Genomic DNA, 14,202 nt, shown 5'->3' with positions numbered 1-14,202 from the left:
CCCCGCCCGTGTCGTCCCTCACGGGTAGGTTAGGACCACTATGGCGACCCGGACGTCCCCGCAAGCACGTCGGGCCGCGGCCAACCGCAGCACGACCGCCCGGACGGCGTCGCGCGGCGGCTCGTCCACGGCCCGCGGAGCGGCGCGCGCGGGCACCGGTCGCCAGAGCACCTCGACCCGGCGTGCGCCGGCGAGACGACCGGCGTCGCAGCCCCCGTGGCCCGTGCGAGCGCTGCGCGGGCTCTGGCTCGGCGCGGCCCACGGCGTGGGGGCGGTCACCCGCAAGATCGGTAAGGGAGCGAGAGAGCTGGACCCCGCACATCGGCGCGACGGCGTCGCGTTCTTCCTGCTCGCCCTCGCGGTCGTCGTCGCCGCCCGGGAGTGGTGGGGCATCTCCGGCACGTTCGGCACCGTCGTGCACGCCGTCGTCGCGGGCACGTTCGGGCTCGCCGGGGTCGCGGTCCCGGTCCTCCTCCTGTGGCTCGCCGTGCGCATCATGCGCCACCCCGAGCGCGCGCAGGCCAACTCGCGCGTCGCGATCGGCCTCACGCTGATCGTCGTGTCCGTGTGCTCGCTCGTGCACGTCGCGGAGGACCTCCCCGCACCGCGCGACGGGTTCGCGGCCGTGCAGGACGCGGGCGGGATCGTGGGCTATCTCGTCGCCACCCCGGTCACCACCGGCCTCACCGAGTGGTTCGCGGTGCCGATCTTCCTGCTCGTCGGCTTCTTCGGCCTCCTCGTCGTGACCGCCACGCCCGTCCACCGCATCCCGAGCCGGCTGCGCGGCGTCTACGACACGCTCACGGGCAACCACCGCGCCGGGGACGTCGAGACCGACGCGGACGGGCTCCCGCTCGCCGAGGGCGTGTCCCGGCACGACGGCAGCGAGGACGGGGTCCCGACGGGCCGGCGGCCCCGCAAGCCGCGCAAGACCAAGGCCCAGCGCGCCGCGGAGGCCGCGGAGATCGAGAAGCCGGAGGGTGGCTTCGCCGGCGACGAGGCGTTCGAGACGGCCGCGTTCCTGGACTACGAGGACGGCGTCGCACGACGGGCCAAGGGCCGCAAGGGCGGTGACGACCCCGCCCCGGGCACCGCGCCGACCGAGGCCGTCCCGGCGGTCGGACCGGCAGCGGGGCCGGGCGCGGCGCAGGACACCGCGGCCGCCGGGCTCGGCGCCGTCGCGGCCACGCCCGACGACGGACCGGGCGGCATCCCCGCACCGCCACCGCCGAGCGCGCCGCTGCCGCGGGGCGTCCAGCCCATGCTCGAGGGCGACACCGTGTACCTCCTGCCCAATGAGGACTCCCTCGTCAAGGGCGCCCCGCACAAGGTGCGCTCCGCCGCGAACGACCGCGTCGTGGAGGCGCTCACGCAGACGTTCGACCAGTTCGAGGTCGACGCGAAGGTGACCGGCTTCACGCGTGGTCCCACGGTGACGCGGTACGAGGTCGAGGTCGGCCCCAAGGTCAAGGTCGAGCGCATCACGTCCCTGTCCAACAACATCGCCTACGCGGTCGCGAGCGCCGACGTCCGCATCCTGGCGCCGATCCCGGGCAAGTCCGCGATCGGCATCGAGATCCCCAACACGGACCGCGAGACGGTCGTCCTCGGCGACGTCCTGCGCTCGTCCGCCGCGCGACGCACCGAGCACCCGATGGTCATGGGCGTCGGCAAGGACGTCGAGGGCGGCTACGTCGTCGCGAACCTCGCGAAGATGCCGCACATCCTCGTGGCGGGCGCCACGGGCGCCGGCAAGTCGAGCTTCATCAACTCGATGATCACGTCGATCCTCATGCGCTCCACCCCCGAGCAGGTGCGGCTCGTGCTCGTGGACCCCAAGCGCGTCGAGCTGACGATCTACGAGGGCATCCCGCACCTCATCACGCCGATCATCACCAACCCCAAGAAGGCCGCCGAGGCGCTCGACTGGGTCGTGCGCGAGATGGACGCCCGCTACGACGACCTCGCCGCGTTCGGCTACAAGCACATCGACGACTTCAACGCCGCGGTGCGCTCGGGCAAGGTCAAGCCGCTCCCCGGCTCGGAGCGCAAGATCGCGACGTACCCGTACCTCCTCGTCGTGGTCGACGAGCTGGCCGACCTCATGATGGTCGCGCCGCGCGACGTCGAGGCCTCGATCCAGCGCATCACCCAGCTCGCGCGCGCCGCGGGCATCCACCTCGTGCTCGCGACGCAGCGCCCGTCGGTCGACGTCGTCACCGGTCTCATCAAGGCGAACGTGCCGTCGCGTCTCGCGTTCGCGACGTCGTCGCTCGCGGACTCGCGCGTCGTGCTGGACCAGCCGGGCGCCGAGAAGCTCATCGGGCAGGGTGACGCGCTCTTCCTCCCCATGGGCGCGGCCAAGCCGATGCGTGTGCAGGGGGCCTGGGTCTCCGAGTCCGAGGTGCACTCGGTCGTCGAGCACGTCAAGGCACAGCTCAAGCCCGTGTACCGCGAGGACGTCGCGCAGTCCGTGACCAAGAAGCAGATCGACGAGGACATCGGCGACGACCTCGACCTGCTGCTCCAGGCGGCGGAGCTCGTCGTCACGTCGCAGTTCGGCTCGACCTCGATGCTGCAGCGCAAGCTGCGCGTCGGGTTCGCGAAGGCCGGACGGCTCATGGACCTGCTCGAGTCCCGCGAGATCGTCGGTCCCTCCGAGGGGTCGAAGGCCCGCGAGGTCCTCGTCACGCCGGAGGAGCTGCCGTCGGCGCTCGCGCTGATCCGCGGCGAACCCGTGCAGGAGGTGTTCGACGGCCAGTCCGACGCGCCGGCGCAGCCCGCCCCGCCGACCGGTCGCGACTACTCGGACGGGACCGACGGGCACATGCCGGCCGTCGCCCAGGAGTACCACGACGGCGCGGACGTCGAGTCCGGCTGGCGCTGAGCCGCCCGTCCCGCGCTCTGCCCGCGGTACCGACCCACCGGCGGCGACCGCCTAGGCTGGGTGCGTGGTCACCGACGTCCCGTCACCCTGGAACTCCGCGAACATCGTCACCATGGTCCGGATCCTTCTCGTCCCCGTCTTCGCGTGGGCGCTCCTCGTCGACGGCGGCGAGTCCGTCGCGTGGCGGCTCGTGGCGACGGGGATCTTCGTCCTGGCCGCGGCGTCGGACCGCCTCGACGGCTACCTCGCGCGGCGCTATGACCTCGTCACCGACCTGGGCAAGCTGCTCGACCCCATCGCGGACAAGCTCCTCATCGGAGCGGCGCTCGTGCTGCTCGCGTGGCCCCTCGGCGTGCTGCCCTGGTGGGTGCCCGTCGTGGTCCTCGCGCGAGAGCTCGGCATCACGGTCATGCGTCTGGCGGTGCTCAAGTACGCCGTCATGCCGGCCTCTCGGGGCGGCAAGCTCAAGACCGTCCTCCAGTCGGTCGCGATCACGCTCTTCCTCCTGCCGCTCGACCACCTGCCCTCGTGGGTCGAGGTCGTCGCGTGGATCGTGCTCGGGGCGGCGATCGTCGTGACCGTCGTGACGGGCGTCGAGTACGCGTACCAGGGGTGGCGGCTGCGTCGGGACGCGATCCGCGCCACGCGCGCCGGCGGCGGTCAGGACGCCGCGACCGTCCGGTGACCGGGACGGCGGCGCGCCTCCTGGCAGCGCTCGAGGCGCGCGGCTGGACGGTCGCCACCGCGGAGTCCCTCACCGGTGGGCTCGTCGCGGCGGCGCTCGTCGAGATCCCCGGCGCGTCGCGCGCCCTGCGCGGGGGCGTCGTGGCCTACGCGACCGACGTCAAGGCGTCGCTCCTCGGCGTGGACGCCGACCTCCTGGCCCGCCGCGGCGCCGTCGACCCGGACGTCGCGGCGCAGATGGCGTCGGGCGTCCGTGCCGCGGTCGGCGCCGACGTGGGCGTGGCGACGACCGGCGTCGCAGGACCGGACCCGCAGGACGGCCGGCCGCCCGGTCTGGCCCACGTCGCGGTGCGGACGCCGACGCGCGACGCGGTGCGCACGCTGCACCTAGCGGGGGACCGGGACGAGGTGCGCCGTGCGACGGTGGCCGCGGCGCTCGAGCTCGCCCTGCACCTCACGGCAGGAGACGCCGACGAGCCCGGCGGCGGTCCGGGCCGAGCGGCCTGAAGGAGCCCGCAGGGGGTGAAATCCTGCGCGCCCGCGAGGCTCCTGGGTGCGCCCCGTGGAGGGAGGGTGAATCCGGCGCCGACGGTCCGGGAGCGCGCGCCCGGGCGGGAACAACACCCCTCGTCGGCGCGTTGCACAGCACGTGATCGCGAACAGGACCGCCAGTCGACCTGTCGGCCGTCCGGACGCCGCCTCCCCAGGACGTCCCGGCAACCGGGCCGGAGACGTCAGCGCGCAGCGAGCGGGGTACGGTAGGACGACCCCCGCACGCGGGGTACGTACGAGCACCAACAGTTCGCGCACCCAGGTGGGAGCCCGGCCGGCTCCCGGGGGCGCACGGGACACGGAAGGGGGCCGCCAGATGATTGTTCTTCGACGCGAGATCGGAGACGTGCTGCGAGACGCTCGCCAGCGACAGGGGCGCACCCTGCGCGAGGTGTCCTCCGCCGCACGTGTCTCGCTCGGTTACCTGAGCGAGGTCGAGCGGGGCCAGAAGGAAGCGTCCTCCGAGCTGCTCGGGTCGATCTGCGAGGCGCTCGACGTCCCGCTGTCGCTCGTGCTGCGCGAGGTCAGCGACCGGATCGCCGTCGCCGAGGGCCTGCTCATCCCGGACACGATCCCGGCGGACTTCGCGACGGCAGTGCTCGGACGCCAGCACCCCGACGGGACGACGCGCCGCGAGGACCTGCAGCCGGTCGGCTGACCTCGTGTCGTCCGCTCCGCACCGGACGACCGCTCGTCACCCGGACGGCCGCTGGCACACGGGACAGTAGAAGATCGGCCGGTCGTAGGGCGGTTCGTTCGCCCGACCGACCTCGACGGGCGTGCCGCAGGTGTGGCACGCCCGTCCTTCGCGTCCGTGGACGTGCCGGACGTAGCCCGAACCGCGCGAGAAGCCGCTCCGCACGCTGTGCTGCAGCAGACGGCGCGCCGTGAGCAGGAGGCCCGCGAGGTCGGGCACGTCCCGCACCGGCGTCCACGGCCAGATCCCCAGCGCGTGGAGGGGCTCGGCGGTCCAGATCGTCCCGAGGCCGGCGACGAGATGCTGGTCGAGGAGCGCCTCCGCCACGGGGACGCCCGTCGCGACCCGTTCCGGGCGGTGGCGAGGCCCCCGGCCGCCGACGGCGTCGTCGGCGAGGAGGCGGTCGACGGCCTCGTGCACACCGAGCTCGGGGAAGTCGTCGGCGAGGACGTCGGGTCCGAGGGCACCGACGACCCGGTGCTCGTCGGTCGTGCGGAGCACGTGGAGCATCCCGATCCGCACGCCGATCGCCGTCCACCACGCGTTGGCGAGGACGACGCGCACGGTGGGCCCGGCGCCCCGCGCGGACGACGTCCCGGTGCGCGCGACGTGCCACTCGCCCTCCATGCGCAGGTGGGTGTGCAGCGACCAGCCGTCGTCGAACCGCATGAGCAGGTGCTTGCCGTACGGGACGACGGTCGTCACCGTGCGGCCCACGAGATCGTGCTCGGCCGCGCTGGGCCACCGCAGCTCCGAGCGCACGATCTCACGTCCGCGGAGCGCCTCGTCGAGCCGCGTCGCGGTCAGGCGCACGACGTCACCCTCGGGCACGCGTCCCTCCTCTCCCCGCCCGGGACCGGGACGTCCGGCTCCTGGGTCCCCGTCGGCCGACCGTGCGCACGGCGACCTCAGGCCGCCCGCAGGCCACGGGGTGTCGCGCGGAAGCCCGCGTCGAGCAGCGCCTGCGCGGCCTCGTCCGCGGGCGTGCGCGACGTCCCGGCCCCCGCGAGGGCGTCCACGCCGTCGATGCGCTGCACGACGACCCGGCCGAGGCGACCCGCGCGGACGGCGTCGACGAGCGCAGCGCACGCGTCCACGAGCCGGCGACCCTCGACGAAGGACAGCACCGACCTCCCCCCGCGCTCGACGTAGAGGGCGAGGTCGCCCTCGCTCAGCACGACGACGGCACCCGCCTTGCGGCCCGGGCGGTGCCCGCTCGCCCCGTCCTCGCCCGCTCCCGGTCGCGACGGCCACGCGAGCGCCGCGCCGTAGGGGTTGGCCGGGTCGGTCGCGGCGAGGAGGAGCGTGCCCGGTCGGGTGCCGGCTCCGGGGCCGGTGACGCCGGGCGCCGACTCGATCGCCCGCTCGCGGTCCAGCCCGTCGGTGCGGAGCTGGTCCACGGCGCCGGGCAGGGCGAACTGCGAGCCGCCGAGGTGCTCGACGAAGTACCCGCGGCGTGCCGCGCCGGTGGCCTCGAGCTCGGTGAGCACGCGGTACACGTTCCGGAACGCCCCCGCCACGCCCTCGGCGGGCGCGACGGCTCGCGTCAGGACCCCGTGGCGGTCGAGCAGGACGCGCGCGAGGGCGTGGGCGCGGCGGGTCGGGTCCGGTTCGCGCTCGGGGAGGGCCGACCATCGACCGCCGCCGCCCCGCAGCGTCGTCTCGGGCACCCGCGATCCCGGGGGCGGTCCCAGCCCGGCGAAGCGCGAGCGCGCCATGGGGCGGGCACGGGCCGGCGCGCGAGGCGCGCGGTGCGCCCCGCCCGAGCTGCCGAGCCGCGACCGCAGCGCGCCGTAGCCGTCGTTGGTGACGTGCCCGGACCAGACGAGCTCCCAGAGCGCGTCGAGGGTCGGTCCCACCTCTGCCCCTGCGCGTTCCGCGAGGACGGGCAGGAAGTACCCGCCCGAGCCGCGCAGGAGGTCGAGCAGCGACTGCGCGAGCGGGCCGTCCGGCGCCGGCCCCTCGTCGGGCAGCGTGAGCGGCGCCCACTCGGCGAGGTGGAGGGACACGAGCCCGTCGCCCCCGCCCGAGCCGGGCAGCGGTGCGTGCCCGCACCAGACCACCTCTCCCGCCGTCGTCAGCTCGTCGAGCAGGGTCGGCGTGTAGTCGCGCACGCGCGCCGGCAGGACGAGGGTCTCGAGCGCCGACGCCGGCACGGCCGCGCCGGACAGCTGCTCGACGACGCGCAGCAAACCGTCCGTGCCGCGGTGCTGGCCGAGGCCCTGCCAGCGGGGCAGGAACACGCCGAGAGTCTCCGACGGGACCGGCTCGACCTCGGCGCGCAGCGCCGCGAGCGAGCGACGGCGCAGCACGCGCAGCACCTCGGCGTCGCACCAGTCGTCGCCCGTCCCGCCGAGCGACTCGGGGCGCAGCCGCCCGCGCACCACGAGGCGCGCCGCCTCGAGGCGCTCGAGCGCGTGCAGCACGACGGCGACGCCGAGGCCGAGGCGCGCCGCGAGGTCGTGCGCGGAGAACGGCCCGCGCGTGCGCGCGTGACGACGCACGAGGTCGCCGAGCGGGTCGGGGACCGGCTCGGTGAACACCTCGGGGATGCCGACGGGCAGGGCGACGCCGAGCGCGTCGCGCAGGCGTCCGGCGTCCTCGACGACGGCCCACTGCCGGGCGCGCTCGTCGGGGACGCCGGCGAGCCGCACGGCGATCACACGCCGCGCCGCCTCGAGCCCCGCGAGCCAGCCGGCGACCTCTGCCCGTACGTCCTCGCGCGTGCGGGCGGCGAGCTCGTCGTGCGTGAGCGGCCCGAGACGCCGCAGCACGTCCCACAGGTCCTCCGCGTGCCGGGCCTGCCGCTCGGGCGCGAGCGCGCCCAGCTCGGCCTCCGTCCGCTCGATCGCGGCCGGGTCGAGGAGGTCCGCGAGCTGCGCGCTCACGCCGTCGCCGCCGAGCAGCTCCGCGAGCAGCGTCGGGTCGAGCGAGAGCGCCGCCGCGCGACGCTCGGCGAGCGGGGCGTCGCCGTCGTAGAGGAACTGGGCGGTGTAGCCGAACAGGAGCGACTGCGCGAAGGGCGACGGGGTCGGCGTGGTCACCTCGACGAGCCGGACCCGTCCCTGCTCGAGGTCGCGCATGAGACCGGTGAGCGCGGCGACGTCGAAGTCGTCCTGGAGGCACTCGCGCGCGGCCTCGAGGACGATGGGGAACTCGGGGTACTGGGACGCGACCGAGAGCAGCTGGGCCGAGCGCTGGCGCTGCTGCCACAGCGGCTGGCGCCGGTCGGGCCGACGCCGGGGGAGGAGCAGCGCACGGGCCGCGGCCTCGCGGAACCGCGACGCGAACATGACCGACCCCCCGAGCTCCGTGCGGACCGCGTCGAGCACGTCGTCGGGGTCGAGCAGCAGGTCCTCGACGGGGACCGGCGTGTCGCCGCCGCGCGACCGCTCGTCGTCCCCGCCGGTGCCCGGCGCGGCCTCGAGCCACGAGTCGCCCGCGTCGGGCAGGCGCAGGACGATGCCGTCGTCGGCGTGCATCGCCGCGGCGTCGACGCCGTAGCGCTCGCGCAGGCGCGCGGCGAGCACGAGCGCCCAGGGCGCGTGCACCTTCGCGCCGTAGGGCGAGTGCACCACGACGCGCCAGTCGCCGAGCTCGTCGCGGAACCGTTCGACGACGACGGTGCGGTCGTCGGGCACGCGCCCCGTCGCGGCCCGCTGCTCGTCGAGGTACGCGACGAGGTTGTCGGACGCCCACGTGTCCAGGCCGGCGTCGGCGAGGCGCGACCGCGCGGCCTCGCCGTCGGTCGCCACGAGCGCGTCGGTCTCGCGCACCCACGCGCCGAGCGCCCGCCCGAGCTCCGCGGGGCGCCCGGGGGAGTCGCCCTTCCAGAACGGCAGGCGCCCGGGGATGCCCGGCGCGGGCGTCACGAGGACCTGGTCGGGGGTGATGTCCTCGATGCGCCACGTGCTCGACCCGAGGGTGAACGTGTCGCCGACGCGCGACTCGTAGACCATTTCCTCGTCGAGCTCGCCCACGCGCTTGCCCCCGCGCGGGGCCCGGCCACGTCCCGCCGTCTCGCCGTCGCCGTCCGACGCGGTGGACGCGTCGGCCCCGGTCGCGAGGAACACGCCGTAGAGACCGCGGTCGGGGATGGTCCCGCCGCTCGTCGCGGCGAGACGCAGCGCGCCCGGGCGCCCGGTGAGGCGGCCCGACGCGCGGTCCCACACGATGCGGGCGCGGAGCTCGCCGAAGTCCTCGCTCGGGTAGCGACCCGCGAGCATGTCGAGCACGGCGTGCAGCGACGCGTCCCCCAGGTGGGCGTACGGCGCGCTGCGGCGCACGAGGGCGGCGACCTCGTCCACGGTCCACGCGTCGACCGCGACCATCGCGACGACCTGCTGGGCGAGCACGTCGAGCGGGTTCGACAGGACGTGCAGCTCCTCGATGCCACCCGTGCGCATGCGCTCGGCGACGACGGCCGACGGGACGAGGTCGCCGCGGTGCGTCGGGAAGACGACGCCGTGCGAGACGGCGCCGACCTGGTGCCCCGCCCGGCCGATGCGCTGCAGCCCGGACGCGACCGACGGCGGCGCGCCCACCTGGACCACGAGGTCGACGGCGCCCATGTCGATGCCGAGCTCGAGGCTCGACGTCGCGACGACCGCGGGCAGCCGGCCGTCCTTGAGCTCCGTCTCCGTGCGGGTGCGCTCGGCGCGGCTCATCGAGCCGTGGTGCGCGCGGGCGATGACGGGCTCGACGCCCGAGCTCGCGCCCGACTGCGCCTGGACCTGTGCCGCGGTCACGGTGCCCGGGTCGAGCACCTCCTCGCCCTGGCGCTCGGCCCACAGCTCGTTCATGCGGGCGGTCAGGCGCTCGGCGCCGCGCCGCGAGTTGGTGAAGACCAGCGTGGAGCGGTGCGCGGCGACCAGGTCGACGACGCGCTCCTCGACGTGCGGCCACACCGAGGGCCGGGGCGGACGGGCGGCGTCGGACCCGCCGGGGCGCGAGGTGGCCGGACCGGAGAGGTCGCGCTCGCCCGGCGGCAGCGGGACGAGACCCGGCAGGCCACCGGGCGCGGCGCTCGCCGGCGCTCCCGCGCCGGGGCGGCCCGGAGGACCCGGCGGACCGGGCGGGGCCGTGGGCGCCGACAGGTCCGCGAGGTCGGGGACGGGGACCACGACGTCGACGTCGATCTGCTTGGTCGAGGGGGGCTGGACGACGACGACCTCGCGCCCGCCGTCGGCCTCGGTGCGGTGCCCGGCGAGGAACGTCGCGACGGCCTCGACCGGCCGGACCGTCGCCGACAGGCCCACGCGCTGGGCGGGCGGTCGGTCGTGCGCCGCGAGGAGCGCGTCGAGCCGCTCGAGCGACACGGCGAGGTGGGCGCCGCGCTTCGTGCCCGCCACGGCGTGGATCTCGTCGACGATCACGGTCTCGACACCGACGAGACCGGCCCGCGCCTGGGAGGTGAGCACGAGGAACAGCGACTCGGGCGTCGTGATGAGGATGTCGGGCGGGTGGGTGGCGAGACGGCGCCGCTCGGTCGCGGGCGTGTCACCGGTGCGCGTGCCCACCACGACGTCGGGCACGTCCTGCCCCAGCCGCACGGCGGCCTGGCGGATGCCCGCGAGCGGGGACCGCAGGTTGCGCTCGACGTCGGCCGCGAGCGCCTTGAGCGGCGAGACGTACAGGACGCGGCACCGCTGCTCGCGCTCGGGGAGGGGTGTCGTCATGATCCGGTCGAGCGACCACAGGAAGGCGGCGAGCGTCTTGCCCGAGCCCGTGGGCGCGACGACGAGGGCGTGCCGGTCGCCCGACACCGCGTCCCACGCACCCGCCTGGGCGGCCGTCGGGGCCTCGAACGCGCCCGCGAACCACGCGCGCGTGGGCGCGGCGAAGCGCGCGAGCGGGTCAGGAGGGTCGAGGGCCACCCCGCCATTCTCGCCGCGACCACCCACACGCGCCCGCGTGCGCCCCGGCGCCGGACGGCGGCGAGCTCGTCGCATGGCAGGCTGGTCCCGTGCGCTATCGCGAGTTCTGGGAGCTGGTCGACGAGGTCTTCGGCGACGCCTACGGGCGGACGCTCGCGAGCGACCAGGTCCTCACCGCGCTCGAGAACCGCACGGCCGCCCAGGCGATCGACGACGGCGTGGAGCCCCGCGTCGTCTGGCACGCGCTGTGCGACGCGCTCGACGTGCCGGACGCCCGGCGGTGGGGTCGCGACGAGCACCGGCAGGCACCGCCGGCCCGCTGAGCGGACGCGGGCCGCCGCGCAGACCTGGACCGGCTCGCGCATGATGACCCCATGACGGACGCAGCCCGGGGTCGGGCGCGGCCGTGGCGCGTGACCGCCGCGGACGTGCGAGGCGCTCTGTGGTCCCTGGTCTCGACGGCGGCGGGCCTGGGCGTCGCGATCGCGGTCGTGCCCGGGGTCGAGGTCACGCACGTCGGGTCCCTCCTGCTCGCGTCGCTCGTCGTCGGGGTCGGCGACGTCGTGCTGCGGCCGCCGCTGCGCGTGGTCGCCCGCCGGCTCGGCGTGGTGGGCGCCCTCGTGTCGGGCGTCCTCGCCCAGGTGCTCGTCGTCTGGGCGGCGCTGACCCTCCTGCCGGGCTTCCGCATCGCGAGCTGGCCCGCGGCGCTCGCCGTCCTGCTCCTGGCCGGGTTCGTCATGGCGGTCGGCCGCTGGCTCGTCGGCGCGAGCGACAACGAGTACGTCCTGGGAGACCTCGTGCGGCGGGCGCGGCGCAGCGCCGGGCTGTCCGGGCGCTCCGCGGCACCGCGGGCCGGTCCCGGCGACCTCGCCCCCGACGGCGCCGCGACCGGGGAGCGCCCGGCCGGGCTGCTCGTCGTCATGCTCGACGGCGTCGCGCGCCCGACGCTCGACTACGCGCTGCAGGCGGGGCTCACCCCGACGCTCGCCCGCTGGATCGGCGACGGCACGCACCGCCTGTCGACGTGGTGGGCGCGCGTGCCGGCGACGACCCCGGCGAGCACGATCGGGCTCCTGCACGGCTCGACGGAGCACGTGCCGGCGTTCCGCTGGTGGTCGCGCGAGCTCGGCCGGCTCGTGGTGACGAACCGGCCGGCGGACGCGGCCGAGGTCGAGAAGCGCACGAGCGACGGCGCCGGGCTGCTCGCCGGGGGAGGGGTGGCGGTCTCGACGATGTTCTCCGGCGACGCCGCCACGAGCCTGCTCGTGATGAGCCGTGCGTCCACCGGGCTCGGTCCGGGACAGCTGTTCGTCCGGTTCTTCTCGAGCCCGTTCGTGCTCGTGCGCGCCGTCGTCGTCGCGGTGGGCGAGCTCCTCAAGGAGCTCTACCAGGGGTGGCAGCAGGCCGTGCGCCGCGTCGAGCCGCGGGTGTCGCGGCTCGGCTGGTACCCGGTGCTGCGCGCCGGGACCAACGTCGTGCTCCGCGACCTCAACACCACGCTCGTCGCGGAGCAGCTCGTCCGTGGCGCGCCCGTCGTCTGCGTCGACCTCGTCGACTACGACGAGATCGCGCACCACGCCGGGCCGTTGCGCCCCGAGTCGATGCGCGCGCTCGAGGGCCTCGACGGCCTCCTCGGGCTGTGGGAGCAGGTCGCCGCGCTCGCGGAGCGGCGGTACGAGATCGTCGTGCTGTCGGACCACGGGCAGTCCCTCGGCGCGACGTTCGAGCAGGTCGTGGGGCGGTCGTTCCTCGCGGAGGTGCGCCGCCTCATGGCGCTCGGGGACGACGGCGCCGCGGACGAGGCGGACCGTGCGCGGGAGCCGGGAGGGCGGCGCCGGGCGACGGCGCCCGACAGCGAGGAGTGGGGCCCGGCGAACACGGCGCTCAACGCGCTGCGCCGCGACGACGGCGGTGGCGCCGGGCGGGTCATCGTCGGCCCGGACCGCACGGAGCGGGCGGGCGCCGAGCGGGCGGCGCCCGACCTGCCCGAGCTCCCCGAGGTGGCGGTCGTCGGGTCGGGGAACCTCGGCATGGTGTGGTTCTGCCGCGAGCCGCGCCGTCTCACGGCCGCGGAGATCGACGACCGGTGGCCGGCGCTCGTCCCGGGCCTGCTCGCGAACCCGGCCGTCGGCGTCGTCGTGGCGCACGGGTCGGACGCCACCGGGACACCGACGCTCGTCGCGCGGGGGATCGCCGGCTCGCGCGACCTGCGCACGGGTGACGTCGAGGGCCTCGACCCCCTCGCGCCGTACGGCGCCCGCGCGGCGGCCGACCTGCTGCGCGTGGCGCGGCTGGACGACGCGGGCGACCTCGTGCTCGTCTCGAGCGTGGACGACGTCGGCATGGTGCACGCGTTCGAAGGGCTCGTCGGCTCGCACGGCGGCCTGGGCGGCGCGCAGAACCGCGCGGTCCTCGTCCACCCGGCGGGCCTCGACGTGCCGGACGGCGACCTCGAGGACGTCGACGGCGAGCGCGTGCTCGTCGGGGCCGAGGCCGTCCACCGCAGGCTCGTCGCGTGGCTGGAGGAGCTCGGCGTGCGCCCACGGCGCGCAGCCGCGGCGGAACGGCCAGGGGACACCCGTCCGCCGCGGGAAGCGGGCCGATGACCCTCAACCTGACCTGGCTCGGCCACTCCACGGTCGTGCTCGACGTCGCCGGCCCGCAGGGCGGACACGTCCGCCTCGTCACCGACCCGCTGCTGCAGCGCCACGCCGGTCTGCTGCGCCGGCGCGGGGAGCGGCCCGCGCCGGCGTGGCGGGACGCCGACGCGGTGCTCCTGTCCCACCTGCACCACGACCACGCCGAGCTCCGCTCCCTGCGCCTGCTGCCCGGGGCGCCCGTCCTCACGGCGCCCGCGAACGCGCGCTGGCTGCGCGCCCGCGGCCTGCGCGGAGTCGGTCTCGAGGACGGGTGGTGCCCCGTGGGCGACATCGGGGTCGACGTCGCGGTGCGTCTCGCACCGGCCGTCCACGGCCACCGGCCGATGCCGCACCGGCCCAACGCCGCGAGCGGCCACCTCGTCCGGGTCGGCGCGGTGGTGCCGGGAGCGGGACCGGACGGTGCGCCGGGGCGCCCCGCGGGCGGTGAGCACGGGACGCCCGAGCACGGCGTGCTCGACGGCGCGACACGCGTCTGGGTCGTCGGCGACACCGAGCACTTCCCGGGGATGGCCCGGCTGCCGGCGCTCGCGGGCGGCCCGGTCGACGTCGCGCTGGTCCCGGTCTCCGGCTGGGGACCCCGGCTGTCCCGCGGGCACCTGGGTCCGGCCCAGGCGGCGCGCGTGTGCGCGGAGGTCGGCGTCCGCGTCGCCGTGCCGGTCCACTGGGGGACGCTCCACGCGCCCGGTGGCCGCGACCTGCCGCGAGGGTGGATGGACCACGCGGGCGCGGCGTTCGAGGCGGCGGTCCGCCGCGAGGCGCCGTCGACGCAGGCCGTCGTCCTGCGGCCAGGCGAGTCGTGGGAGATGCCGGCCCGACGGTCAGCCGGACCGCCAGCGGGACCGTGAG

The 14,202-nt window shown here is 76.2% G+C and carries 9 protein-coding genes; 7 read left to right on the top strand and 2 right to left on the bottom strand.

Features of this window, described 5'->3' with window-relative positions; all coding sequences use genetic code 11:
* Positions 1 to 40 precede the first annotated feature (40 nt).
* The 4 genes from ACWPWV_RS17645 to ACWPWV_RS17630 all read left to right on the top strand — a co-directional run bounded on the left by ACWPWV_RS17645 (position 41) and on the right by ACWPWV_RS17630 (position 4,781).
* The gene (locus tag ACWPWV_RS17645) at positions 41 to 2,887 is read left to right on the top strand and encodes a DNA translocase FtsK 4TM domain-containing protein (protein WP_454044204.1); all 2,847 of its coding nucleotides are present in this window, start codon (positions 41 to 43) and stop codon (positions 2,885 to 2,887) included.
* A 64-nt stretch (positions 2,888 to 2,951) separates the two neighbouring features.
* On the top strand, positions 2,952 to 3,572 hold the full coding sequence (pgsA, locus tag ACWPWV_RS17640) for a CDP-diacylglycerol--glycerol-3-phosphate 3-phosphatidyltransferase (protein ID WP_454044203.1): 621 nt from the start codon (positions 2,952 to 2,954) through the stop codon (positions 3,570 to 3,572).
* Positions 3,569 to 4,078, top strand: a complete 510-nt coding sequence (locus ACWPWV_RS17635) for a CinA family protein (protein WP_454044202.1) — start codon at positions 3,569 to 3,571, stop codon at positions 4,076 to 4,078. The genes pgsA and ACWPWV_RS17635 overlap by 4 nt, the downstream gene beginning before the upstream one ends.
* 361 nt (positions 4,079 to 4,439) lie before the next feature.
* The gene (locus ACWPWV_RS17630) at positions 4,440 to 4,781 is read left to right on the top strand and encodes a helix-turn-helix domain-containing protein (RefSeq protein WP_454044201.1); all 342 of its coding nucleotides are present in this window, start codon (positions 4,440 to 4,442) and stop codon (positions 4,779 to 4,781) included.
* Positions 4,782 to 4,817: 36 nt separating this feature from the next.
* Here the strand turns inward: ACWPWV_RS17630 and ACWPWV_RS17625 are convergent, their stop codons facing one another.
* Both ACWPWV_RS17625 and ACWPWV_RS17620 read right to left on the bottom strand, forming a co-directional pair.
* Entirely contained in the window at positions 4,818 to 5,651 is an 834-nt protein-coding gene (locus ACWPWV_RS17625; protein WP_454044200.1) for a DNA-formamidopyrimidine glycosylase family protein, read from the bottom strand.
* 77 nt (positions 5,652 to 5,728) lie between these two features.
* Complete coding sequence (locus ACWPWV_RS17620; protein ID WP_454044199.1) at positions 5,729 to 10,771, bottom strand: Lhr family helicase; 5,043 nt, start codon at positions 10,769 to 10,771, stop codon at positions 5,729 to 5,731.
* Positions 10,772 to 10,785: 14 nt separating this feature from the next.
* Here ACWPWV_RS17620 and ACWPWV_RS17615 point away from each other — a divergent pair, with 14 nt between their 5' ends.
* The 3 genes from ACWPWV_RS17615 to ACWPWV_RS17605 are packed head-to-tail and all read left to right on the top strand — an operon-like array spanning position 10,786 to position 14,201.
* A complete protein-coding gene (locus ACWPWV_RS17615) occupies positions 10,786 to 11,019 on the top strand; it encodes a DUF3046 domain-containing protein (protein WP_454044198.1) in 234 nt (77 codons plus the stop codon).
* A gap of 51 nt (positions 11,020 to 11,070) precedes the next feature.
* Positions 11,071 to 13,302 (top strand): alkaline phosphatase family protein, encoded by a 2,232-nt coding sequence (locus tag ACWPWV_RS17610; protein ID WP_454044197.1) that lies wholly within the window; start codon positions 11,071 to 11,073, stop codon positions 13,300 to 13,302.
* Entirely contained in the window at positions 13,299 to 14,201 is a 903-nt protein-coding gene (locus ACWPWV_RS17605; RefSeq protein WP_454044196.1) for an MBL fold metallo-hydrolase, read from the top strand. The genes ACWPWV_RS17610 and ACWPWV_RS17605 overlap by 4 nt, the downstream gene beginning before the upstream one ends.
* Position 14,202: the final 1 nt, after the last annotated feature.

Source organism: Cellulosimicrobium sp. Marseille-Q8652, from assembly GCF_965112045.1.
This window is presented reverse-complemented; position numbering and strand designations above follow the sequence as displayed.

Bases quoted from the DNA above. Each gene is read 5' to 3' on its own strand.
- ACWPWV_RS17610 (WP_454044197.1), top strand. From the start codon at position 11,071: ATGACGGACGCAGCCCGGGGTCGGGCGCGGCCGTGGCGCGTGACCGCC.
- ACWPWV_RS17620 (WP_454044199.1), bottom strand. From the start codon at position 10,771: ATGCGACGAGCTCGCCGCCGTCCGGCGCCGGGGCGCACGCGGGCGCGT.
- ACWPWV_RS17645 (WP_454044204.1), top strand. From the start codon at position 41: ATGGCGACCCGGACGTCCCCGCAAGCACGTCGGGCCGCGGCCAACCGC.
- ACWPWV_RS17605 (WP_454044196.1), top strand. From the start codon at position 13,299: ATGACCCTCAACCTGACCTGGCTCGGCCACTCCACGGTCGTGCTCGAC.
- ACWPWV_RS17630 (WP_454044201.1), top strand. From the start codon at position 4,440: ATGATTGTTCTTCGACGCGAGATCGGAGACGTGCTGCGAGACGCTCGC.